23 protein-coding genes, 1 tRNA gene and 1 riboswitch are annotated in these 21,689 nt (G+C 72.6%); of the genes, 13 read left to right on the top strand and 11 right to left on the bottom strand.

Features of this window, described 5'->3' with window-relative positions:
• Nucleotides 1–12: 12 nt before the first annotated feature.
• Complete coding sequence (nirD, locus tag ABD194_RS03585; protein ID WP_343987628.1) at nucleotides 13–450, top strand: nitrite reductase small subunit NirD; 438 nt, start codon at nucleotides 13–15, stop codon at nucleotides 448–450.
• Nucleotides 451–501: 51 nt separating this feature from the next.
• On the opposite strand, the gene ABD194_RS03580 is transcribed toward nirD, so the two are convergent.
• A complete protein-coding gene (locus ABD194_RS03580) occupies nucleotides 502–1,368 on the bottom strand; it encodes an SDR family oxidoreductase (RefSeq protein WP_343987625.1) in 867 nt (288 codons plus the stop codon).
• A gap of 96 nt (nucleotides 1,369–1,464) precedes the next feature.
• Here ABD194_RS03580 and ABD194_RS03575 point away from each other — a divergent pair, with 96 nt between their 5' ends.
• Nucleotides 1,465–1,851: a winged helix-turn-helix transcriptional regulator gene (locus ABD194_RS03575; protein ID WP_343987622.1), complete on the top strand. Its 387-nt coding sequence runs from the start codon at nucleotides 1,465–1,467 to the stop codon at nucleotides 1,849–1,851.
• On the opposite strand, the gene ABD194_RS03570 is transcribed toward ABD194_RS03575, so the two are convergent.
• Both ABD194_RS03570 and cobA read right to left on the bottom strand, forming a co-directional pair.
• On the bottom strand, nucleotides 1,841–2,971 hold the full coding sequence (locus tag ABD194_RS03570; protein ID WP_425579944.1) for a uroporphyrinogen-III synthase: 1,131 nt from the start codon (nucleotides 2,969–2,971) through the stop codon (nucleotides 1,841–1,843). The genes ABD194_RS03575 and ABD194_RS03570 overlap by 11 nt on opposite strands.
• 68 nt (nucleotides 2,972–3,039) lie before the next feature.
• Entirely contained in the window at nucleotides 3,040–4,104 is a 1,065-nt protein-coding gene (gene cobA, locus ABD194_RS03565) for a uroporphyrinogen-III C-methyltransferase (RefSeq protein ID WP_343987616.1), read from the bottom strand.
• A 160-nt stretch (nucleotides 4,105–4,264) separates the two neighbouring features.
• Between cobA and ABD194_RS03560 the strand changes: the two genes are divergently transcribed.
• The 6 genes from ABD194_RS03560 to ABD194_RS03535 all read left to right on the top strand — a co-directional run bounded on the left by ABD194_RS03560 (nucleotide 4,265) and on the right by ABD194_RS03535 (nucleotide 7,824).
• Nucleotides 4,265–4,957: a sirohydrochlorin chelatase gene (locus ABD194_RS03560; RefSeq protein WP_343987613.1), complete on the top strand. Its 693-nt coding sequence runs from the start codon at nucleotides 4,265–4,267 to the stop codon at nucleotides 4,955–4,957.
• Nucleotides 4,958–5,000: 43 nt separating this feature from the next.
• A riboswitch (Fluoride riboswitch) is annotated at nucleotides 5,001–5,079 on the top strand.
• 108 nt (nucleotides 5,080–5,187) lie between these two features.
• Nucleotides 5,188–5,691, top strand: a complete 504-nt coding sequence (locus tag ABD194_RS03555; protein ID WP_343987610.1) for a universal stress protein — start codon at nucleotides 5,188–5,190, stop codon at nucleotides 5,689–5,691.
• A complete protein-coding gene (locus ABD194_RS03550; RefSeq protein WP_343987607.1) occupies nucleotides 5,682–6,182 on the top strand; it encodes a fluoride efflux transporter FluC in 501 nt (166 codons plus the stop codon). Before ABD194_RS03555 ends, ABD194_RS03550 begins: the two co-directional genes overlap by 10 nt.
• Complete coding sequence (crcB, locus tag ABD194_RS03545; protein WP_343987604.1) at nucleotides 6,179–6,574, top strand: fluoride efflux transporter CrcB; 396 nt, start codon at nucleotides 6,179–6,181, stop codon at nucleotides 6,572–6,574. The genes ABD194_RS03550 and crcB overlap by 4 nt, the downstream gene beginning before the upstream one ends.
• On the top strand, nucleotides 6,571–7,239 hold the full coding sequence (locus ABD194_RS03540; RefSeq protein WP_343987601.1) for an IMPACT family protein: 669 nt from the start codon (nucleotides 6,571–6,573) through the stop codon (nucleotides 7,237–7,239). The genes crcB and ABD194_RS03540 overlap by 4 nt, the downstream gene beginning before the upstream one ends.
• A 12-nt stretch (nucleotides 7,240–7,251) precedes the next feature.
• On the top strand, nucleotides 7,252–7,824 hold the full coding sequence (locus ABD194_RS03535) for an HhH-GPD-type base excision DNA repair protein (protein ID WP_343987598.1): 573 nt from the start codon (nucleotides 7,252–7,254) through the stop codon (nucleotides 7,822–7,824).
• A 111-nt stretch (nucleotides 7,825–7,935) separates the two neighbouring features.
• Here ABD194_RS03535 and ABD194_RS03530 read toward each other — a convergent pair whose 3' ends face one another.
• The gene (locus ABD194_RS03530) at nucleotides 7,936–9,306 is read right to left on the bottom strand and encodes a cystathionine beta-synthase (RefSeq protein WP_343987595.1); all 1,371 of its coding nucleotides are present in this window, start codon (nucleotides 9,304–9,306) and stop codon (nucleotides 7,936–7,938) included.
• Between the two features lie 136 nt (nucleotides 9,307–9,442).
• On the opposite strand from ABD194_RS03530, the gene ABD194_RS03525 reads away from it, so the two are divergent.
• On the top strand, nucleotides 9,443–10,498 hold the full coding sequence (locus ABD194_RS03525) for an SGNH/GDSL hydrolase family protein (RefSeq protein WP_343987593.1): 1,056 nt from the start codon (nucleotides 9,443–9,445) through the stop codon (nucleotides 10,496–10,498).
• On the opposite strand, the gene ABD194_RS03520 is transcribed toward ABD194_RS03525, so the two are convergent.
• Entirely contained in the window at nucleotides 10,482–11,273 is a 792-nt protein-coding gene (locus ABD194_RS03520) for a hypothetical protein (protein ID WP_343987590.1), read from the bottom strand. The two genes, ABD194_RS03525 and ABD194_RS03520, sit on opposite strands and share 17 nt — an antisense overlap.
• Nucleotides 11,274–11,520: 247 nt before the next feature.
• Between ABD194_RS03520 and ABD194_RS03515 the strand changes: the two genes are divergently transcribed.
• Complete coding sequence (locus tag ABD194_RS03515) at nucleotides 11,521–12,744, top strand: acetyl-CoA C-acetyltransferase (RefSeq protein WP_343987587.1); 1,224 nt, start codon at nucleotides 11,521–11,523, stop codon at nucleotides 12,742–12,744.
• Between the two features lie 176 nt (nucleotides 12,745–12,920).
• Here ABD194_RS03515 and ABD194_RS03510 read toward each other — a convergent pair whose 3' ends face one another.
• Together ABD194_RS03510 and ABD194_RS03505 are read right to left on the bottom strand one after the other, a co-directional pair.
• Nucleotides 12,921–13,235: a hypothetical protein gene (locus ABD194_RS03510; RefSeq protein ID WP_343987584.1), complete on the bottom strand. Its 315-nt coding sequence runs from the start codon at nucleotides 13,233–13,235 to the stop codon at nucleotides 12,921–12,923.
• A 19-nt stretch (nucleotides 13,236–13,254) separates the two neighbouring features.
• Nucleotides 13,255–14,115, bottom strand: a complete 861-nt coding sequence (locus ABD194_RS03505) for a Bax inhibitor-1/YccA family protein (protein ID WP_343987581.1) — start codon at nucleotides 14,113–14,115, stop codon at nucleotides 13,255–13,257.
• A gap of 163 nt (nucleotides 14,116–14,278) precedes the next feature.
• On the opposite strand from ABD194_RS03505, the gene ABD194_RS03500 reads away from it, so the two are divergent.
• Together ABD194_RS03500 and mptB are read left to right on the top strand one after the other, a co-directional pair.
• Nucleotides 14,279–14,353: transfer RNA gene (locus tag ABD194_RS03500), tRNA-Leu, on the top strand.
• Nucleotides 14,354–14,565: 212 nt separating this feature from the next.
• Nucleotides 14,566–16,149 carry a polyprenol phosphomannose-dependent alpha 1,6 mannosyltransferase MptB gene (gene mptB / locus ABD194_RS03495; RefSeq protein WP_343987578.1) on the top strand — a complete coding sequence of 528 codons (1,584 nt, stop codon included), beginning with the start codon at nucleotides 14,566–14,568 and terminating at the stop codon, nucleotides 16,147–16,149.
• A gap of 35 nt (nucleotides 16,150–16,184) precedes the next feature.
• On the opposite strand, the gene ABD194_RS03490 is transcribed toward mptB, so the two are convergent.
• The 4 genes from ABD194_RS03490 to eno form a co-directional block, all read right to left on the bottom strand.
• The gene (locus ABD194_RS03490; RefSeq protein ID WP_343987575.1) at nucleotides 16,185–17,162 is read right to left on the bottom strand and encodes a Ppx/GppA phosphatase family protein; all 978 of its coding nucleotides are present in this window, start codon (nucleotides 17,160–17,162) and stop codon (nucleotides 16,185–16,187) included.
• Nucleotides 17,155–17,772 carry a DUF501 domain-containing protein gene (locus ABD194_RS03485; RefSeq protein WP_343987572.1) on the bottom strand — a complete coding sequence of 206 codons (618 nt, stop codon included), beginning with the start codon at nucleotides 17,770–17,772 and terminating at the stop codon, nucleotides 17,155–17,157. The genes ABD194_RS03490 and ABD194_RS03485 overlap by 8 nt, the downstream gene beginning before the upstream one ends.
• 62 nt (nucleotides 17,773–17,834) lie before the next feature.
• Nucleotides 17,835–18,506 (bottom strand): FtsB family cell division protein, encoded by a 672-nt coding sequence (locus ABD194_RS03480; protein ID WP_343987569.1) that lies wholly within the window; start codon nucleotides 18,504–18,506, stop codon nucleotides 17,835–17,837.
• A gap of 5 nt (nucleotides 18,507–18,511) precedes the next feature.
• Nucleotides 18,512–19,813, bottom strand: coding sequence for a phosphopyruvate hydratase (gene eno / locus ABD194_RS03475; protein WP_343987566.1), 1,302 nt, complete (start codon nucleotides 19,811–19,813; stop codon nucleotides 18,512–18,514).
• 427 nt (nucleotides 19,814–20,240) lie between these two features.
• Between eno and ABD194_RS03470 the strand changes: the two genes are divergently transcribed.
• Nucleotides 20,241–21,680, top strand: coding sequence for a sugar transferase (locus ABD194_RS03470; RefSeq protein ID WP_343987563.1), 1,440 nt, complete (start codon nucleotides 20,241–20,243; stop codon nucleotides 21,678–21,680).
• Nucleotides 21,681–21,689: the final 9 nt, after the last annotated feature.

Below are 21,689 nucleotides of genomic sequence, written 5' to 3'. Positions count from 1 at the left end.
AGGGAAGCCGTCATGACGACCATCACCGCCGTTACCACCGTGAGCCCCAGCGCGGGCACCCGGCTCACCGGGTCCCGCACCGTCGTCCGGCCGGGGGTCCTGCCCCAGCCGGGGTCGAGGGAGTGGGTGTCCGCCTGCCCCGTGCACCGGCTGGTGCCCGGGCGGGGCGTCGCCGTCCTGCTGCCGGGCGGCGCGCAGGCGGCCCTCTTCCTGCTGCCCAACGGGATGATCTACGCCGTCGACAACCTCGACCCGTATGCGGGAGCGGCCGTCATCTCGCGCGGCCTCACGGGAGACCGGCACGGCGAGCCGACCGTCGCGTCGCCCCTGCTCAAGCAGGTGTTCTCACTGCGCACCGGCGCCGCGCTCGACGATACCGACGTGCTCCTGCCGACGTATGCCGTCCGCATCCAGGACGGCCTCGTCCGCGTCGGCGTCCCCCTCCCCTGACCCGTCGAGAGGCCCACGTCCGCATCGGCCTCTCGACGGGGGAGCCCGGGGTCAGGCTGTCGGGACCAGAGCGGCCCGAAGGGCGTCCTCCAGCGTGGTCGTCGGGCGGCCGATGAGCCGCGAGAGGTCCCCGCTGTCGGTGAACAGCTGTCCCTCGGCGAGCCCGCGGTCACCGTCGGCGAGCACGGCGGCATACCCCTCGGGAAGGCCTGCCCCCACCAGGGCGGCGGTGTAGTCCGCGACGGAGAGATCTGCGTAGGCCACCTCGCGGCGGGCCACGCGGCCCACGGTCGAGGCCAGCTCGGCCATCGTGAAGGCGGTGTCGCCGCCCAGCTCGTAGACGGCGCCGTCGTGCCCCTCGCCCGCCAGGACGACTGCCGCCGCCTCGGCGTAGTCCGCCCGGGTGGCGGCGCTGACGCGGCCGGCGCCGGCGGCACCGAGGACGACGCCGTGTTCGAGGAAGACGGGGAGCTGGCCGGTGTAGTTCTCGAGGTACCAGGAGTTGCGCAGGAGGGCGTGCGGCAGGCCGGATGCGGCGAGCAGCTCCTCGGTGGCACGGTGCTCCTCGGCGAGCACGAGGTCGGAGGTGTCGGCGCGCGTGATGCTCGTGTAGGCCACGAAGCCCACGCCGGCTCGCTTCGCCGCCTCGATCACGTTGGCGTGCTGGGTCGTTCGCCGGCCGACCTCGCTGCCGGAGACCAGCAGGAGCCGGTCGACACCGGCGAAGGCGCCGTCCAGGGACGCCGGGTCGTCGTAGTCGGCGCGGCGCACCTCGACTCCGCGGGCGGCGAGGTCGGACACCGACTCGCGCGTGCGAGCAGTGGCGAGGACGTCGGCAGCAGGGGTGCCGCGCTCGAGGAGGGCTTCGACCACGAGACGGCCGAGGTGGCCACTGGCACCGGTGACGAGAAGGGTCATGACGTTCCTTTCGGGTGGGACGGACACCCTGCAGAACGACGGCCCTCACCGCATACTTCCCGTGAGTTAGTACCCACTTTGAAGTAAGGTACTGACATGACGGTTAGTCCTCCCCTCCGCCGGCACTTCCCCGACGGGGTCTTCTCCTCCGACTGCCCCAGCCGGGTCGTGCTCGACCACGTGACCAGCAAGTGGGGCACCCTCGTCATCCTCGCGCTGGCCGAGGGCGACGCCCTGCGCTGGAGCGAGCTGCGCCGCCGGGCCGAGGGGGTCAGCGAGAAGATGCTCGCCCAGACGCTGAAGATGCTCGAGGCCGACGGCTTGGTGCACCGCCACGCCCGCCCGGTCGTGCCGCCGCACGTCGAGTACTCCCTCACCGCCCGCGGCGCCGAGCTCGCCGAGCGGATGGTCCCCCTCATGGACTGGATCGCCGACCACGCCCCGGCGATCCTCGGTGACGCGCAGACGGCCGCTACACGTTGAGGCGGTAGCCCCGGCGCACGACGGTCTGCACAAGGTCGCGGTCGGGCAGCGCGGACCGCAGCCGGCTCACGGCCATGTCGAGGGCGTGCTCGTTCCCAGCGTCCGGCAGCTCGTCGAGCAGGCGCTCGCGCGTGCACACCGCACCCGGTTCTGCCAAGAGGGCCGCGAGCATGGCGCGAGGGCCGCGCGCGAGCGCCACCGTCTCCCCTGCGAACGTCACGAGTCGCCCCCTGACGACGAGCGGGCCGCGCGCGGTCCGGACCTCCTGCACGCCGTGCAGCACCAGGTGCTCGACGACGGTGCGGATGAGGGCACCCATCCGGAAGCGCTCGGGCACGAGCGGCGTCACTCCGAGGTCGAGCAGCGGCGCCGCCGTGACGGGCCCGACCGCGGCAGCCACCACCCCGTGACGCAGCGCGTCGACGAGGACGCCGTCCATGCCGAGCTGGCCTGCGGCAGAGACGAGCCCATCCACCGCGGGCGCCGAGGTGAACGTCACGACGTCCACCTCCCGGGCCGCCACCGCGGCGACGAGGCGTCCCAGCTGGCTCTCGTCGGTGGGGCGCACCCAGCGGTAGGGGGCAACGGTCAGCACCGCGGCGCCGGCCGCCCTGAGGCGATCGAGCTGCTCGACGTCCTCGTGGCCGTGCAGCTGCACCGCGACGAGCCTGCCCTGCACCCCGCCGTCGATGGCGAGCCCGACCGTGGAGGAGGTCCTCTCGTCGTCGGCGACGCCCGCGTCGTCGTGCCCCGCGGCCCGCACCGCCCCACGCGCCTTGGGACCGCGCACGATGATCCGCGCGTGGTCGAGGGCGTGACCCAGCTGCTCACCCAGGCCGGCGGCGTCGGCCGCCTCGACCCACCTCCGGAAGCCGTAGGCCGTGGTCACGACCACGATGTCCGGACGGCACTCGATCACGGCCCGGGTGTCGGCGATGAGCACCTCGTCCTCCTCGACGGGTGCGATGCGCACGGCGGGCGCGTGCAGCACCTCGGCGCCTCGGCGCACGAACGCGTCGATGAGATCGCCGGACCGGCGGTCGGAGGTCACGGCGATCCGGAACCCCTCGAGGACCGGCCCGGACGGCTCGGCACGCGCGTCGGGGTCCGGGCCGGTCAGCTCGGACGACCACGCCGTGCGCGGGTGGTTGCGCCGGGCTCCGTCACCAAGCGCCGTGGTGGGCTCCGTCACGCGACGACCATCCGCTCCGTGCGCCCGGCCACGCCGTCGACCCGCCGCGTCCACACGGCCGACTGCTCCACGACGTCGCCGACGACGATGACGGAGGGCGATGCCGCACCGGCGCGGGACACGAGGTCGGGCAGCGTGGAGACGGTGCCGACGATGCTGCGCTGGTCGGGGGTGAAGCCCCGCTCCACGACGGCCGCTGCGGTGTCGCCCGGCAGCCCTGCGCGTACGAGCTCCGTCGTGATCGGGACGAGGTTGTGCATGCCCATCAGCACCACGAGGGTCCCCTCGAGGGCGACGAGCGCAGCCGCCTGCCGGGCGTCGAGCGGCACGTGCCCCGAGACCACGGTGAAGACGTGGCTGACGTCGCGGTGGGTCACGGGTATGCCGGCGCTCCCGGGCACGGCGACCGCCGACGAGATCCCGGGAACCACCGTCACCGGCAGGCCCGCCTCCACGGCGGCGGCCACCTCCTCGCCCCCGCGTCCGAAGACGTACGGGTCGCCGCCCTTGAGACGTACGACCGTGAGGCCGGCGAGTGCCCGCTCGACCAGCAGCCGCTGGATCTGCGGCTGCGGCACGGCGTGGTGACCCGGCCGCTTGCCCACGTCCACGACCTCCGCACCGGGCGCGAGGGCGGCGAGGTCGCCGACCGCGGCCAGACGGTCGGTGAGCACGACATCGGCCTCGGCCAGGGCCCGGACCGCCGCCACTGTCAGCAGCTCGAGGCCGCCAGGTCCCGCACCCACGAGGACCACCCGCCCCCGCCGCGGCTCCCCTGACGGCTCCGTCACGACCGGGCAGCGCCCCGTGAGCGCGGTGCGCGCCTCGTGCCACGTCGAGGCCGGCCCGACGAGCACGGCCAGGGCCGCCCTCGCGCACACCTCGGGCGTCACGGCGTCCGGAGCGTCGACCACGTCCACCACGGCGCCGGCGCGGCGATAGCGCCGCTCGGCGGCACCGATGGCGCCCGCGGGCCCGATGAGGAGCACCGGCAGCCCGGTCAGGTCAGTCTCGATCAGCACCGCGGCCTCCCGTCGCAGCTCGCGTTCACGTGGTCCCACGGTAGGAAAGGTGTGTTTCCCCCGCGTTTCCGTCCCGCGATGCGGCGGTAACGTCCGGCTCACCGGAGGCGGGTTCACCGGTGCTGTCGAGACGGACCCGCCCCGGGGTCAGGTCATGGTCGCGCCTGCCGCCCTGGCGCACACCTGAGAGAGTGGCGACATGTCTTGCCCCGGACCCGTGCTGGTGGCGGCTGCGCACGGCACGTCGTCACCCGCCGGGCGCTCCGCGATCGGCGGGCTCGTCGCTGCGGTGGCGGCGCGCCGCCCCGACCTGACGGTGCGGGCTGCGTTCGTCGACGTGCAGCCTCCGGACCCCGCAGCGGTGCTCGCTTCGCTCTCGGGACCGCCGCCCGCCCGGCTGGTGCCGCTGCTCCTCTCTGCCGGCTACCACGTCTTCGTCGACCTCACCCGGGCCGCGGAGTCCGTGCCCGGCACCACCGTCGCGCCGGCGCTCGGCCCGGACGACCGGCTCGCCCGGCTGCTGCACCGACGGCTCGTGGCGGCCGGCCTGCACGACGACGACGTCGTCGTGCTCGCTGCCGCCGGCTCCTCGCAGGCGTCCGCCGTCGACGACTGCCGAGCCGTCGCCGCCACGCTGTCGCGGAGACTGGGCCGGCCGGTCACCGCCGCGTTCCTGTCCGCAGCCGAGCCCAGGCTGCCCGACGCCGTTGCAGACCAACGGATCTCGCAAGGACGCGTCGTCGTGGCGACCTACCTGCTCGCGCCCGGCTTCTTCGCCGACCTCGCGGCACGCTCGGGGGCCGACGTCGTGGCGCCTCCGCTGCTCGTCGCCGGGGAGCCGCCGCCCGAAGAGCTCGTGGACATCGTCCTCGAGCGCTATCTCGGCTCATGAGCGCCCGCGCCGTGAGCCCGCCGCCGAAGCTGCCCCACGCTATGGTGTGCTCGGCGATGGATCCCGCCGGGGCACCTGCTCGGTGCCCGAACCGCCCACCTGCTGATGGTTCCTGTTCATCCGCGGCACCCGCCGCGACGATGGGCAGGCCTGCGCGCCGAGCCCGTCACTGAGTGTCTGGAGGCTCACCGATGGCGGAGCACGTGCCACCCCAACCGGATCGATCCCGGATGACCGACTTCGCCGGGCACCCGCTCGTCGTCGGCGTGGCGCCCGACCAGTCGCCGCTCGTGGCGCTGACGGCGGTGTCGCTGGCTCGCGCGACCGGCGCGCCGGCGCTCTACTTCGCCCACGTCGACACCTCCCGCTACGCCGACGTCGAGCACCCGGACGGGTCGGTCACGCACCTGTCCATCGACCCGGACCTCGACGACGAGGAGTGGCCCGAGCGCGAGGCGGCTCTCACCGACCTCGTGCGCCGGTGGATGGCCGAGCAGGACGTGCCCTGGCACTTCCGGTACCTCGCCGGACGGCCCGACCGGGCGCTGACCCACCTGGCGCGCGCCGTGGACGCCGCGGCGTTCGTCGTCGGCTCGCACGTGCGGCGTCACCGCCGGCTCACCGACTTCGTCAACGGCTCCGTGTCGATGCAGCTCTCGCACCGCCAGCACCGGCCCGTCGTCGTGGTTCCCGTCAGCGTCGTCGACTGGGAGGGCCGGGCGCCGTGGGAGTGACCGGCGAGCCCGACCGGACCCCGACCCGCACCGACCACCCACCGAGGCGCCGGGCGCCGCACCGCCACCCCGGGCTGCTCGCCCTGATCTTCGTGGGCGGGGCGCTGGGCACGGCCGCGAGGGCGGCGCTCGAGACCGCCTCGCACGCCGCCCCGGCCGGCATCCCGTGGGTCACGTTGGCCATCAACGTCGTCGGATCGCTGCTGCTCGGCGTGCTGCTCGAGCTCCTGGCCCGCACCGGTCCCGACACCGGCTGGCGGCGTGGCGCGCGCCTGACGCTCGGAACCGGCGTGCTCGGCGGGTTCACCACCTACAGCACGTTCGCGGTCGAGACGGTGCAGCGGATGACCCCGGACGCCTTCGTCATCGGCCTCGCCTACGCGTTCGGCAGCATCGTGCTGGGGGTCGCCGCGGCCGCCCTCGGCCTCACGGGCGCTCGCCGGCTCATCGCTCACCGGTCCCCACGCCGGGGCTCGGAGGCTGGGCGATGATGCTGCTGCTCGCGCTCGGTGGCGGCCTCGGCGCCGTCATGCGCTTCGTCGTCGACGCCGCCGTCGCCCGCCGCAACCGGTTCCGAGTGCCCCTGGGGACGATGCTCGTCAACGTCACCGGATCACTGGTCCTCGGGGTCGTGACGGGGCTGCTCACCGCAGGGACTGCGGAGTCCACGGACGCGACCGTGCGCGCGGTCCTCGGCACCGGGTTCTGCGGCGGCTACACGACCTTCAGCACCGCCTCCGTCGAGACGGTACGGCTGTGGCTGGCCGAAGGACGAGGCACCGGAGTGAGGTACGCCGCAGCAACCCTGGTGGGGTCGCTGGCAGCCGCCACCGTGGGGCTGGCCGTCGCCCACCTCGCCCTGACGACGACCGGCGCGGCGTGAGCCCGCCCGTGCCCTCGCGGCCGATGCGCTACCTGACCCTCGCGGCACCCGCCTCGGCGGAGCTCGAGGTGAAGCGCTCGCGGTTCGTCTGCGACGTCGCGCCGGCAGCCTCGGAGGAGGCCGCCCGCGCGTTCGTCGAGCACGTGCGGTCCGGCAGCCGGGACGCCCGGCACCACTGCACGGCGTTCGTGCTGGGACCGGATGCAGGCACCCTGCGCAGCAACGACGACGGTGAGCCGTCCGGCACCGCGGGAGCCCCGATGCTCGACGTGCTCCGCGGTCACGATCTGACCGACGTCGTCGCCGTGGTCACGCGGTGGTTCGGCGGCACGCTGCTCGGCACGGGAGGCCTGATCCGCGCCTACGGCGACGCGGTCTCGCTCGCCCTCGAGGCCGCGCGGCTGCTGGCGCGCGAGCTGCGCGAGGGCGTCGTCGTCGACCTCGACCACGGCTCCGGGCCACGGGTCGAGCACGCGCTGCGCGGCCTCGCCCACGTCGAGGTGACCGACGTCGACTACCTCCCCCGCGGAGTCCGGCTCCACGTCGCCGCTGCGCCGGACGCGCTGCCGGACGTCGAGCGGACGGTCGCGGCCCTCACCTCTGGTGGCGGGCGACTCAGTCCGGGCCGGTCGTCCTGGGTCGACGCCCCGTCCGAGCCTGCGTGAGAGCATGCCTGCATGGGCTTCCAGATCGCCAACGAGCCGGCCGCCGACCAGGTCCTCGACGAGCACCCCTTCGCGGTCGTCGTCGGCATGATGCTCGACCAGCAGTACGGCATGGAGCACGCCTTCCGCGGCGGCTACAAGGTGCTGAGCCGGTTCGGCACGCTGGACCCGGGCGCCATCGCGGCGGCCGACCCGGACGAGTTCAAGGCGGTGTGCAGCACTCCGCCGGCGATCCACCGCTTCCCCGGGTCGATGGCCGCCCGGCTGCAGGAGCTGGCCGCCCTCGTCGAGAGCCGCTACGACGGTGACGTCACGCGTCTCTGGACCGAGGCCACCACCGGCAAGGAGCTCCTCCGGCGCGTCCAGGAGCTACCGGGCTTCGGCAAGCAGAAGGCGCAGATCTTCGTGGCACTGCTCGCCAAGCAGCTCGGCGTGCGGCCCGAGGGCTGGGAGGCGGCGGCCGGGGACTACGCGCTGGACGGCTACCGCTCCGTGGCCGACGTCGTCGACGCCGACTCGCTGATCAAGGTGCGAGAGTTCAAGCAGGCCAAGAAGGCCGAGGCGAAAGCCGAGCAGCAGGCCTGAGCCGCACGCTCTTCCGTGCGTATGCCGCTGGGCCCGCTTCCACGAGAAGCGGGCCCAGCGGCATACGTCGTCTCAGGCGGCGCCCGACGTCACGCGGACGTCACAGGAACCTCACTCGGCGAGGAAACCGAGCAGGTCGGCGCGGGTGAGGACGCCGATCGGCTTGCCGTCCTCGACGACGAGCACGGCGTCGGAGTCCTCGAGCTCCTTGCGTGCCGCTGACACCGGCGAGCCGGCGCCGACGAGCGGCAGGCCGGCCTCCATGTGCTTGTCCACCGAGTCGGCGAGGTGCGCCTTGCCGGTGAAGAGGGCCTCGAGCAGTGCGCGCTCGCTCACCGAACCGGCCACCTCGCCGGACATGACCGGCGGCTCGGCCTTGACGACCGGCATCTGGGAGACGCCGTACTCGCGCAGGATCTGCACGGCGTCGCGGATGGTCTCGTTGGGGTGCGTGTGCACGAGCGCCGGCATGTCGCCCGACTTGTTGCGCAGGACCGCGCCGACGGTCGTCTCGGTGTGGTCGTCGAGGAAGCCGTAGGAGTGCATCCACTCGTCGTTGAAGATCTTGCTCATGTAGCCGCGGCCCGAGTCGGGCAGCAGCACGACGACGACGGCGTCCTCGGGCAGGTCCCTGGCCACGCGCAGGGCCGCCACGACCGCCATGCCGCACGAGCCGCCGACGAGCAGGCCCTCTTCCCGGGCCAGGCGGCGCGTCATCGCGAAGGAGTCGGCGTCGCTGACGGCGATCACGTCGTCGACGACCGACGGGTCGTAGGCGCCGGGCCAGAAGTCCTCACCGACGCCCTCGACGAGGTACGGGCGACCGGTCCCGCCGGAGTAGACGGAGCCCTCCGGGTCGGCCGCGACGATGCGGACCGCGCCGTCGCTGACCTCCTTGAGGTAGCGGCCCGTGCCGCTGATGGTGCCGCCGGTGCCGGCCCCGGTGACGAAGTGGGTGACGCGGCCGTCGGTGTCGCGCCAGATCTCGGGGCCCGTCGTCAGGTAGTGGCTGTTGGGGCCCTCGGGGTTGTAGTACTGGTTCGGCTTCCAGGCGCCGTCGATCTCGCGCACGAGGCGGTCGGAGACGGAGTAGTAGGAGTCCGGGTGGTCCGGCTCCACGGCGGTCGGGCACACGACCACCTCGGCGCCGTACGCCCTGAGCACGTCGCGCTTGTCCTGGCTCACCTTGTCCGGGCAGACGAAGACGCACTTGTAGCCGCGGCGCTGGGCCACGAGCGCCAGACCCACCCCGGTGTTGCCGCTCGTCGGCTCGACGATGGTGCCACCGGGCGTGAGCAGCCCGTCGCGCTCGGCCGCCTCGACCATGCGCAGGGCGATGCGGTCCTTGACGGAGCCGCCGGGGTTGAAGTACTCGACCTTGGCCAGCACCGTGCACCTCACCCCCGCGTCGGCGACGACGGAGCCGAGCTTGACCAGGGGCGTGTTGCCGACGAGGTCGGCGACGTTCTCTGCGTACTTCATCCGCTCATCCTAGGAGGCGCTCCCAGCGGTCCCGACCCCGCGCGTCCGATGGGACCTGCGGGACCGGGTACGGGACCCTCCACCGGCGGGATACCGTGGTGGACCCCGGTTCAGCAGTGAGAAGGGAGGCCCCGGCATGGGGCGGGCACGGCGCGCACGCAGGATCGCCCAGGCAGCCGCATACGGCGGCGGCATGGGAGTGGCGGGCGTCGGCGCGCTCGGCGTCCTCGGCTACGGGCTCCTGCGCGCCGAGGCGGTGATGGCGCGCCGGATCGTCGGCCAGCCCTTCGAGGGCGCGCCGTCGGACAGCGGGACCTACGGGTCCGGCGCGGGTGAGCCGCTGCGCTTCGTCGTTCTCGGCGACTCCACCGGTGTCGGGATGGGGGCCGACCACGCCCACGAGACGATCGGGGCGACCGTCGCGACCGCTCTCGCCGGCTTCACCGGTCGCCCCGTCGAGCTGACGAACGTCGCTGTCATCGGGGCGGAGTCCACGGGACTCGACGAGCAGGTCGAGCGTGCCCTCGCCGTGGTCCCCTCCCCGCGCGTCGCCGTCATCTCGATCGGCGCCAACGACGTGACGCACCGCATCGACAAGGCCGTGGCCGTGCGCCACCTCGGCGCGGCGGTGCGCCGGCTGCGCGAGGCCGGCGCCGAGGTCGTCGTCGGCACCTGCCCCGACCTCGGCGCCATCCAGCCGGTGCCGCAGCCGCTGCGCTGGCTCGCCCGGCGCTGGTCGCGCGACCTCGCCGCGGCCCAGACCGTGGCGGTCGTCGAGGCAGGTGGCCGAGCCGTGTCGGTGGGCGACCTGCTGAGCGAGGCCTTCTCGACAGAGCCGCACGTGATGTTCAGCAAGGACCGTTTCCACCCGAGCCCGGTCGGCTACGCACGGGTCGCCGCCGCCCTGCTGCCGACCGTCAGCGCGGCCCTGGACCTCTTCGGCGAGCGGAGCCGGCCCACCGAGCCCAACGCCTGGCGGGGCGAGGGCGTGCGACCGCTGGCGGTCGCCGCCACGCGCGCGGTCACGCGTCCTGGCACCGAGGTCGCCCCCGCGGAGGTCGCTGGCGGGGCGCGGGGGGCTCGCGGCCGCTGGGCGCTGCTGCGGCACCGCATCCGGCTGGCGCTGCCCCAGCCGGGCGCCGCGGGTGAGCCGGCGCCGGGCGGGCGCGCCGAGGTCAGCCGATCGACATGACCTGGCTCGCGGCGGGCGCCTTGATGCCGAGGTCCTCGTTCCACTTGGAGAAGTCGAGCTGGCCGGGGCTCGACGCCGAACCGGTGAAGCGCACCACCTGGAGCTTGTCCTTGGACACGTAGAGCGCGCCCTCCCCCTTGCCCTTCTTGTCGGTGACGACCCAGCAGTCCACACCGCCGACGTTCTCGCTCCCGACCGTGCTGGACAGCTGCTGCGGGGTCACCGCACCGAAGGCCTTCTCGAGGAAGGACTTGAGGCTCAGGCTCTGCGTCATCGCGCTCGCGGAGGACGGGGCCTTGATGAACTTCTGGCCGGCACTCTGCACCTTCGCGGGAGCGCCCTGCTTCTTCCAGAAGGTCGAGTCGCCCTGGATGTAGACGGCGTCGTCGACCGAGATGACGCGAGCCTTGCCGTCACCTTCCATCTCGATGGCGATGTCGGCGGTCTTGCCGTCGCTCGTGCCCTTGAAGTCAATGTTGATCTTCTTGCCGGCCTGGTCGACCTGGCCGGCGAAGGCACCGGATGTCGCGGCGAGCGCGTTCGTCTTGGACTTCTCGAGGATGTCGGCCGCCTTGGGTGCGCCGTTAGCGGCGGGCGCGGATGCGGTGTCCGACGTGGCGGGTGTCGAGGCCGACGGACCCGCGCTCGCCGAAGAGCTGGCCGTGGTGGTGGAGCCACTGGTCGAGGGCGTGTCGGACGTGGAGCACGCGGCCGCGCCGAGCGTGATCGCGAACGCGCCGGTGACGGCGACGAGGCGCGTCGTGAGTGTCTTCATGTGATGCTGCTCCCCTGGTGATCGGTCCGGCCGGGCTCGTCCCGTGCGAGCCGCACACCCGTGTCGACACCGGGCGGCGACGACGACGCGTCCAGACTAACCGTGCGGGCGTGGACCAGAGACGCACGTCATGCCCCGCGCCCTGTCCAACGGGTGCGAGGACGTCCTACCATCGTGGGGACTGAGCAAGCGCTTAGTGGCCCGTCGCTCCGCCGCCCGGGCCGAACGCCGCACCAGGAGATCTCCCGTGACCGAAGCCGTCATCGTCTCGACCGCCCGCTCGCCGTTCGGCCGGGCCTTCAAGGGCTCGCTCAAGGAGGTGCGCCCCGACGACCTCGCCGCCACCGTCATCCAGGCCGCGCTCGACAAGGTGCCCGCCCTCGACAAGAGCCTCGTGGAGGACATCTACCTCGGGTGCGCCGAGCCGTCCGGCCGGCACGGCTCCAACATGGCCAAGGTCGTCGCCACGCTCCTCGACATGGACTCGACGCCCGCCGCCACCATCAACCGCTTCTGCGCCTCCTCGGCCCAGACCACCCGGATGGCCTACCACGCCATCAAGGCCGGCGAGGGCGACATCTTCGTCTCCGCCGGCGTCGAGTGCGTCTCGCAGTACACCGACTGGGCCGGTGCCGGCGGCGCCAAGGAGGACCAGCAGAACGGCCGCTTCGCCGAGGCCCAGGCCCGCACCAAGCGCATCGCCGAGACCAACGAGACGTGGACCGACCCACGCGACGAGGGCCTGCTCCCCGACATCTACATCGCGATGGGCCAGACGGCCGAGAACGTCGCGACCGCATGCGGCATCTCCCGCGAGCGCCAGGACGAGTGGGGCGTGACCTCGCAGAACCGCGCCGAGGCCGCCATCGGGCGCGGCTTCTTCGACTGGGAGATCACGCCGGTCACGACCCCCGACGGCACGGTCGTCTCCAAGGACGACGGCCCGCGCGCCGGCGTGACGCTCGAGGCCGTGCAGGGCCTGGGCCCGGTGTTCCGCCAGCAGGGCACCGTCACGGCCGGCAACTGCTGCCCGCTCAACGACGGCGCTGCGGCCCTCGTCATCATGAGCGACACCAAGGCGAAGGAGCTCGGCCTCGAGCCCCTCGCCCGCGTCGTCTCGACCGCCGCCACCGGCCTCTCCCCCGAGATCATGGGCCTCGGCCCCGTCGAGGCGAGCAACCTCGCCCTGAAGCGGGCCGGCCTCTCGATCGGCGACATCGACCTCTACGAGATCAACGAGGCCTTCGCCGCCCAGGTCATCGGCTCGGCCGACCAGATCGGCATGGACTACGACAAGCTCAACGTCAACGGCGGCGCCATCGCGATCGGCCACCCCTTCGGCGCCACGGGTGCCCGCATCACCGGCACCCTCATCAACGCGCTGCGCGACCGCGACGGCCAGTTCGGCCTCGAGACGATGTGCGTCGGCGGCGGCCAGGGCATGGCCGTCATCTTCGAGCGCCTCAGCTGACGCTCGGACACACCGGAACCCCGACGAGTGGGCACCTTCCTTCCCGGGAGGGTGCCCACTCGTCGCGTGAGGGCGCCGGCCACAAGAGCACGCCAGGTGGCCGGTTGCTGCAGTCCGAGGGACGATTCCACCGCGACGAGCCGCCAGGTGGCGCCGTGACGCGGTGGGCTCGCCGGTCAGAGGGAGCGGCGTATGCCGGCCAGCTCGTCCGCGACCACGGCCGGGTCGGTGGCGGGTGCGGCCCGGAACAGGTCGAACACCATGACAGCCAGCTGGTCCATGACCACGGCCGGCCCCAGGTCGGGCACGGGCCGGCGCGGCACCTGGCGCAGCCCCGCCACCCGGTCGGCCAACGACTGGACGAGGGCCCGGACGGACGGCATACGAGAAAGCGCGTGGTCGAGCGGCAGCTGGTGCCACCGCTCGACCACGCGCCGAAGCTCGTCCGAGACGACCTGCGGGGTCGGCGAACCCGCGCGCGGAGGTCTCACGAGGACAGCTCGACCGGGCTCAGTCGCGCATCCGCGCGAACAGTCGGACGAACTCGATGTAGAGCCACACGATCGAGACGATCAGGCCGTGGGCGAGCAGCCACGAGTACTTCCTCGGGGCGCCCACCCGGACGGCGTTGTCGATCGTGTCGAAGTCGATGGCTAGGGAGTACGACGCGAGGCCGACGCCGAGGATCGACAGGATCAGGCCCAGGCCACCGCTGCCGCCGAAGCCCCAGCCGCTGATGACGCCGGTCATGAGCAGCACGACCTGCAGCAGCGAGAAGAGGCCGTAGCCGACGATCGCGAAGAAGAACATGCGGCGGGTCTTGTCGTTGACCTTGACGAAACCGGTCGCATAGCCGACGTACATCGCGACGAAGACGCACAGCGTCGCGAGCACCGCCATCTGCACGACGCCGTCGTACTTCGGGATCGAGGCGATGTACTGGCTGAAGGCGCCGAGGAAGGCACCCTGCAGCACGGCGTACACCATGAGCAGCGGCACCGACACCTTCTTCATGAAGGCGATGACAAAACCGAGGATCAGCGTGCCGAACATGCCGCCGAGCCAGAACGGCAGCGTCATGTCGGAGTTGGCCTCGGTCCAGAACCACGAGACGCCGGCGACCGCGACCGTGACGACGAAGAGCGTGAGGCTCTTGACGACGACGTCGTCGACCGTGACCCGACCGGTGTCGACGGGGCCCGCGGGCGCCCGGTCGTACATGTCGTTGAGCTGCCCGGCCGTCAGGGTCTCCTGGGTCGCGTAGCCGGCGGCCGGCTGCTGCGGGCCGCCTCGCGGCGAGCCGAAGCCGGCGTAGCGCTCCTTCTCGATCTGCTTGTTCAGCCGGTCGAAGACCGGGTTTCCACCTGCCATGTGAGTGCGCTCCTAAAAGCACTGGGTGCCACGACCCGCTCATGGGCGTGGCGACTGTCCCCAAGACTAAGCGAACGCACCCCACCGGAAGGTTCCCCGCCGAGCGTGGCGCGGGCGACGGCATACGCGGCGAAGGCGATTGGACCGGCATACTGGGGACCCCGCCCCCGTGGCCCAACCGGCAGAGGCAGGCGACTTAAAATCGCCAACGGTGAGGGTTCGAGTCCCTCCGGGGGTACATCACAGCCGTGGTGCGCCGTTCCAGCTCGTGGCGGCTTGCACCGGTCTGGCCCGGGTCGTGCCCGCGCCTCGGGCGTGGCTCGACCCTCCGTCAGCCGCTGCACCTAGAATGACCTGCACGAACGTGGTCCCAGGGGAGTCCGACGCGCCCTCCGGCGGATCGCGCCGCGCCGCCTGGCGCGGACGCACACCAGAACGAAGGAGCAGCGGGTGCTGGAGCAGCGTGTCGCCGGGGCGACGACGACGGCTCGTCCGCTCGTGCCCGGCGCGCTCGACTCCCGTGCCCTCGAGCTGCGGGACCGCCTCGTCGCCTCCCTGGCACGCACCTGGAGCGACCGGATGGTCCGCCGCGGCATGCTGGGCATGTCGCTCGTGGCCGCCGGGTCGATCAGCCCCGCCTTTCTGCCCGAGAACACCTTCGACCTGCCCGCCTCCCCCCTCATCGAGCGCTTCCACCTCGAGTGGCTCGGCAGCGGTCTCGGGCGGGTGCTGACCACCGTCCTGCTCGCCGTCGGCATGGCGCTGCTCGTCGACGCCTGGCTGCGGATGCGGCCGGTGCACGGCCGCAAGGCCCCCTCGCTCGCGTGGCTGCTGTGGAGCCTGCCGGTCATGCTCGCACCGCCGCTGTTCAGCCGCGACGCCTACAGCTACGCGGCACAGGGCAAGATCATCTCCCGGGCGATGGACCCGTATGCCGTCGGCCCCTTCTGGGTGCCCGGGCCCTTCGCCGACCAGGTCGACCCCATGTGGAGGGACACCCCGGCGCCCTACGGTCCGCTGGCCCTGCAGGTCCAGCACGGCGTCGTGAGCCTCTTCCCCGACAACGCGTACGTCTCGGCCGTCGCGATGCGACTGCCCGCGCTGCTCGCGGTGGGACTCCTCGCCTACGCGCTCCCCCGCCTGGCCGAGCGCTACGGCGTGAGCGGCCGGCACGCGCTGTGGCTGGGCGTGCTCAACCCGCTCGTGGTGATGCACTTCATCGGTGGCGCGCACGGCGACGCCGTCATGGTGGCCCTCGTGACGCTGGCCCTGCTCCTCGCCAGCCGCGGCCAGCTCGTCGTCGCGTCGATGACCGTCGCCGTGGCCGCCTCGTACAAGCAGACGGCCGTGCTCGCACTGATCGGGGTCGTCGGCATGGCCCTGCAGGCCCAGAGCGACCTGGCGCCGGGTGCGGCGGCACGGTTGCGGGCGATGCTGCGCCACGGCCTCGTCCACGGCGCGATCGTGCTGGGCACGTTCACGGCCGTCACCGCGGTCACCGGCCTCGGCTGGGGCTGGATCCCCAACCTCTCGGTGCCGGTCACGCTCCGGTCGCTGCTGTCGCCGCCGACCTTCGTGGGCAGCGCGGTCGAGTGGCTGATGCGGGTCGGCGGCATGCCCGAGAGCCTCTACTCCGCCCCGGTGCCGATCGCGCAGACGATCGGTCTGCTCGCCGGCCTGGCCGGCATCGTCTGGGTGGCCTGGAGGGTGGCGCCGCGCAACCCGGTGCTCGCGACGGCGGGGGCGATGCTCGTGCTCTGCGCCTCGGGCCCCGTCCTGCACCCGTGGTACCTCCTGTGGGGCGGGCTGCTGCTCGCCGCCGTGCGCCTCTCGGCCCGGCACGTGCGGGCGATCGTCTTCGTGACCCTCTTCTTCGTCACCTACGGCGTGGTGGACGCGACCGTCGTCAACGGCACGTGGGCGCTCGGGGTCTCGGCGGCGCTGTGGATGGCCGCGCGCCTGCGCGCCAACCGCCGCCGGGCCCAGGAGCAGGCGGACGAGCCGGTGCTCGCCGCTGCTTCTTCGGCGGCCTGAGGGCCGGGACCGCGGGGCCGGCTCCGGGGCGCGCCTCAGCGTGGGCGCCTGGCCACGCGCAGGGCGATGCCGTCGAGGATGTCGTGCTCGGAGGTGATGACCTCGGTGATGCCCGCACGGTCGACGAGGCGCTCGACGACACGACGCCACACGAGGGCGCCGGCGCCGATGACGTCGACCCGGCCGGGGTGCATGTAGGGCAGCTCGGCGCGGCAGGCCCGCGTCATGGCCAGCAGGTCGTCGCAGGCGACCACCATGTCGGCGGGCGCGGAGCGCGCCAGGTGGATGCGATCCGGGTCGTATGCCGTCAGGCGCAGCAGGTGCGCCGTGATCGTCGTGACGCTGCCGGCCAGGCCGACGAGCGTGGCGACCCCGTCGAGCGGCACGGCGGACTCGGCGAGGTCGAGCGCCTCGTCGATGTCGCGCGTGGCCTTGCCGATCTCCTCGTCGGTCGGCGGGTCGCTCACGAGGTGGCGCTCGGTCATGCGCACGCAGCCGATGTCGACCGACCGGGCCGCCTCGACGTGGTCGGTGCCGCGCACCAGCTCGGTGGAGCCGCCGCCCAGGTCGACGACGAGGTACGGGCCACCGACGCCCTGAGCAGCAAGACCCCCGGTGGCACCGTCGAAGGAGAGGGCCGCCTCCTCGTCGCCCGAGACGACCTCGGGCGAGACCTCCTTGCCGTAGTGCTCGAGGAAGGCACCGCGTACGCCCTCGATGAACTCGTCCGCGTTGCGGGCGTCCCGCGAGGCGGACGTGGCCACGAAGCGGGCCTCGGCGGCGCCGAGCTCACGGCACGCGGCCGCATACTCCTCGGTGACCGCGAGCGTGCGCTCCATGGACTCCGGCGCGATCACCCCGGTGCGGTCGACCCCGTGGCCGAGACGGACGATCTCCATGCGGCGCCGCACGTCCGTGAGCGCGCCTGTGGCCGGGTCGACGTCGGCCACCAGCAGACGGATCGAGTTGGTGCCGCAGTCGATCGCGCCGACGCGGACGTTCGCGTCACCCATGGTGCGCCCCTTCCGGGCCGCCGTCGGAGACGGGGTCGGTGCCAGCACCGGCCGCGGCGTCCTCGGCGGCGTCCTCGGCGGCGTCCTCGGCGGCGTGCAGCGCGGCGCACGAGGTGGGCTGCCACCAGTCGTCGAGCATGGCGAGGGCCTCGTCACCGAGGGGGTTCACGCCGGGTCCGGCCGCCAGGGAGTGGCCCACCAGGACGTGCAGGCACTTCACGCGCGTCGGCATGCCCCCTGCGGAGACGCCCGCGATCTCGGGGACCTCCCCGAGCTCGGCACGCCGCGCGAGGTAGTGCTCGTGCGCCCTGGCGTGGGCGGCGGCGAGCGCCTCGTCGTGGCCGAGCCGCTCGGTCATCTCCCGCATCACGCCCGCCGTCTCGAGCGTGCTCACGGCACCGGTGAGCCGCGGGCACGTGGCGTAGTAGGTCGTCGGGAAGGGCGTGCCGTCGGGCAGCCGCGGCTCGGTGCGCAGCACGTCCGGCTCCCCGCAGGGGCAGCGGTGCGCCACCTCGGTCACGCCGCGGGGGCGTCGACCCAGCTGGCGCTCGACGGCGTCGAGGTCTGCCTCGTCGACGGGCGCGGGGCTGGGCGGGACGGGGTCGTTCACGCGGTGCTCACTTGGGCAGCTCACTCAGGGCTCGGAGTCGGTGGCTCGAAGGAGACCGACAGTCACTTCGTGCGTGTGACACCCGCAGTCGGACGGTCGGCGATCTGGATCGACTGCCACACCTTGCCATACCAGGGAGAGGCGGCGTTGGCCATGGGTGCGGCCACGACCGGACGGGGGGCGGCCGGTGCGCTCGTGGCCCCGGAGTCGCCGTCGATGACCGTGTAGGCGCGGTCGCCGACCCGGACGAACTTGAGGCGCTCGCGCGCCTGCACCTCGATGTAGGCGGGGTCCTTCCACAGCGCTGCCTCGTGCTGCAGCTGCTGGACGGTCTGGCGCTGGGCAGCCACCTTGTCAGCCATGGCCGCCGCGTCGCCACGCTGCTGCACGAGCGAGCGCAGGGTCGGCACGATCGTCACGGCCAGCATGACGAGGATGCCGAGGAGTATGGCGCCGCGCACCCAGGCCGTGGAGGCGGACGGCGGCGTCGCCTGCGGCGTGCGGGGTCGGGCCGCGAGCGCCGGGCGCTCCTTGCCGGCGCCGGGACGGCTGGCCCGGACGGCACCGGGCCGCGCCTGGCCCGGTCGCGTCGCCGAGGAACGTCGGGCGGAGGGCGTCGAGCTCGCGGCCGACGAGCTGCGCGCTGCCGGTCGGGCGCCGGCCGACCGCGCGCTCCCACCCGGCCGACCCGTCGAGGACGGGCGACCCGGACGGGAGGGAGTGCGGTCGGCCACGGCGATCAGCCCTCGGCGCCGAAGCGCCCGGCGTCGAAGCGGGGGAACGCGCCGGCACCGGCGTAGACGGCGGCGTCGTCGAGCTCCTCCTCGATGCGCAGCAGCTGGTTGTACTTGGCGACGCGCTCGGACCGGGCCGGCGCGCCCGTCTTGATCTGGCCGCAGTTGGTGGCGACGGCCAGGTCGGCGATGGTCACGTCCTCGGTCTCGCCCGACCGGTGGCTCATCATGCAGCGGTAGCCGTTGGTCTGGGCGAGGGTGACGGCGTCGAGGGTCTCGGTCAGCGTGCCGATCTGGTTGACCTTGACGAGCAGCGCGTTGGCCGTGCCGGTGGAGATGCCGCGGGCCAGGCGCTCGGGGTTGGTGACGAAGAGGTCGTCGCCGACGATCTGGACCTTGCCGCCGAGCAGCTCGGTCATGGACTTCCAGCCGTCCCAGTCCTCCTCGTTGAGGGGGTCCTCGATGGAGACGAGCGGGTAGGCGGCCACGAGCTCGGCGTAGTAGGCAACCATCTCGTCAGCCGACTTGCTGGCGCCCTCGAAGGCGTACGAGCCGTCCTCGAAGAACTCGGAGGCGGCCACGTCGAGGGCCAGGGCGATGTCGCGCCCGGGCTCGTAGCCGGCCGCGCGGATCGCCTCGAGGATGAGGTCGAGGGCCGCCCGGTTGGACTCGAGGTTGGGCGCGAAACCGCCCTCGTCACCGAGGCCGGTGGCCAGGCCGCGGTCGTGCAGCACCTTCTTGAGCGAGTGGTAGACCTCGGTGCCCCAGCGCAGGGCCTCGCGGAAGGTGGGCGCACCGATCGGCGCGATCATGAACTCCTGGATGTCGACGTTGGAGTCCGCGTGCGACCCACCGTTGAGGATGTTCATCATCGGGACCGGCAGCACGTGGGCGTTGGGACCGCCGACGTAGCGGAAGAGCGGCAGGCCCGCCGACTCGGCCGCGGCGTGGGCCACGGCGAGCGAGACGCCGAGGATGGCGTTGGCGCCGAGGTTCTCCTTGTTGGACGAGCCGTCCAGGGCGGTCATCTCCGCGTCGACGAGGCGCTGCTCGCTGGCGTCGAAGCCGACGAGCCGCGGGTTGATCTCCTCGATGACCGCGTCGACGGCCTGCTCCACGCCCTTGCCGAGGTAGCGGCCCTTGTCGCCGTCACGGCGCTCGGATGCCTCGAAGGCGCCCGTCGAGGCACCGGACGGGACGGCGGCACGGGCGAACGTGCCGTCGTCGAGGCGGATCTCGACCTCGACGGTGGGGTTGCCGCGCGAGTCCAGGATCTCGCGGGCGCCAATCTCCTCAATGCTGGCCACTTGGCTCTCCTGTGCAGTCGCGCTCGGGCATCCGCAGCGGTTCGCGCAGATGCGTCGACCGGGACGCACGCACACGTGGAGACCGTCGCGACCCCAGCGGCGCACGACACGTCCCGATACCGTCCGCAGCCTAGTCGCTGGGTCCTCCACGAGCTCACAGCCACGCGGCACCCGCCCGGATCGTGGGCTCCTTCGCCGAAAGGTTGGGAGATGCTGCCAGACATTGGGCCCACCGGCGCGCAAAGCGCGTCAACCAGACAGGCACTTTACAGTTTCTTGACTTTTGCCTTCGGCCCAGCCGACATACTCCGAAGTAGTCGCCGGGGGGTGGCGTTCATAGGGGAAGTCTCGGGGCCAGCGGGGGGTTGCGCTCATGGGTCAAGCTGTCGGTCAACCAGGAACGATTCTCCTGGATCTCAACGCAAGGGTGGATGCACGAAGGGCAACACGCAGGGCTCGGGGGGAGCGCCTGCTGCAGCTCGGTATCGCTGCCGGTGACGTCATCCTCGTCGGGGCGGCGACCTTCCTCGCTGCGCGGGGCAACATCCGGGTGCCGGTGCTTCCGGTCACCAACGACATCAACACGATCGCCACCTCGCTGGGGCTGTGGGTCGTGGTCGCGTGGATGCTGGCCAACGTCGTGCGGGGCACCTACGCCCGGGCCCACGTCGGGGTGGGCACCATCGAGTACACCCGGGTGCTGGGGGCGTCGGGCTTCACGGCCGGCTTCCTCGGCATCAGCAGCTACCTGACGAAGTTCGAGCTGTCCAGGGCGTTCTTCGTGCTGCTGTTCGTGGTCGGCGTACCGCTTCTGCTCGGGTGGAGGTGGTCGGCCCGTCGTATCGTGCAGAGGCTGCGCGAGCGCGGACACCTGCTGACCAAGGTGCTCCTGTCGGGGTCGCAGGAACGCGTCGACGAGGTGGCCACCGTGCTGCGCCGCGAGAAGTGGCTGGGCTTCCAGGTCATCGGCGCCCTGGTGCCGGCGTCCGGGTTCGTGGACACGACGCCAGCGGGGGTGCCGGTCATCGGCTTCACGCACGAGACCGCGCAGAACGCCCTCGCGTCCGAGGCCGACCTCGTCCTGTTCGCCGAGGGGGCCTTCCCGGCGCCCGTCGACTTCCGGCGGATCGCCTGGGACCTCGAGGGCCACAACGTCCAGATGGCGGTGGTTCCCAGCCTCAGCGACATCTCCTCGGGCCGGATGGCCATGCGTCCGGTCGGCGGGCTGCCGCTCGTGCACGTCGAACCGCCGCAGAGCCTCGCGGCGTCGCGTGGCCTCAAGCGCACCTTCGACCTGCTCGGCGCCAGCATCGCGTTGTTGCTCGCCTCACCGGTCATGATCGTCTTCGCGCTGCTGACCAAGCTGCAGGACGGCGGGCCGGTGCTCTTCCGCCAGATCCGCGTCGGTCGCGACGGCCAGCTCTTCGAGTGCCTGAAGTTCCGCAGCATGGTGGTCGACGCCGAGGCCCGGCTCTCGAGCGTCAGCCACCTCAACAAGAACGCCGGCGGCGTGCTCTTCAAGGCGGCGGACGACCCGCGGATCACGCGGATCGGTGCAGTCATGCGCCGGTTCTCGATCGACGAGCTGCCGCAGCTGATCAACGTCATCAACGGGGAGATGAGCCTGGTCGGACCGCGGCCGGCGCTGCCGTCGGAGGTCCGCCGCTACGAGACCGACGTCCAGCGCCGCCTGCACGTGCGCCCGGGCCTCACCGGCCTGTGGCAGGTCTCCGGACGCAGCGACCTGTCCTGGGAGGACACCGTCCGCCTCGACCTCTACTACGTCGACAACTGGTCGATCGTCCAGGACCTCACCATCCTGGCTCGCACGGTTCGAGCCGTGTTCGCCTCGCGCGGGGCCTACTGACGCCCGGGT

Origin of the sequence: Terrabacter terrae, assembly GCF_039529575.1 — a bacterium.
Lineage (GTDB): Bacteria > Actinomycetota > Actinomycetes > Actinomycetales > Dermatophilaceae > Terrabacter > Terrabacter terrae.
Note: the sequence above shows the minus strand (reverse complement) of the source record. Positions and strands in the feature narration are given on the sequence as shown.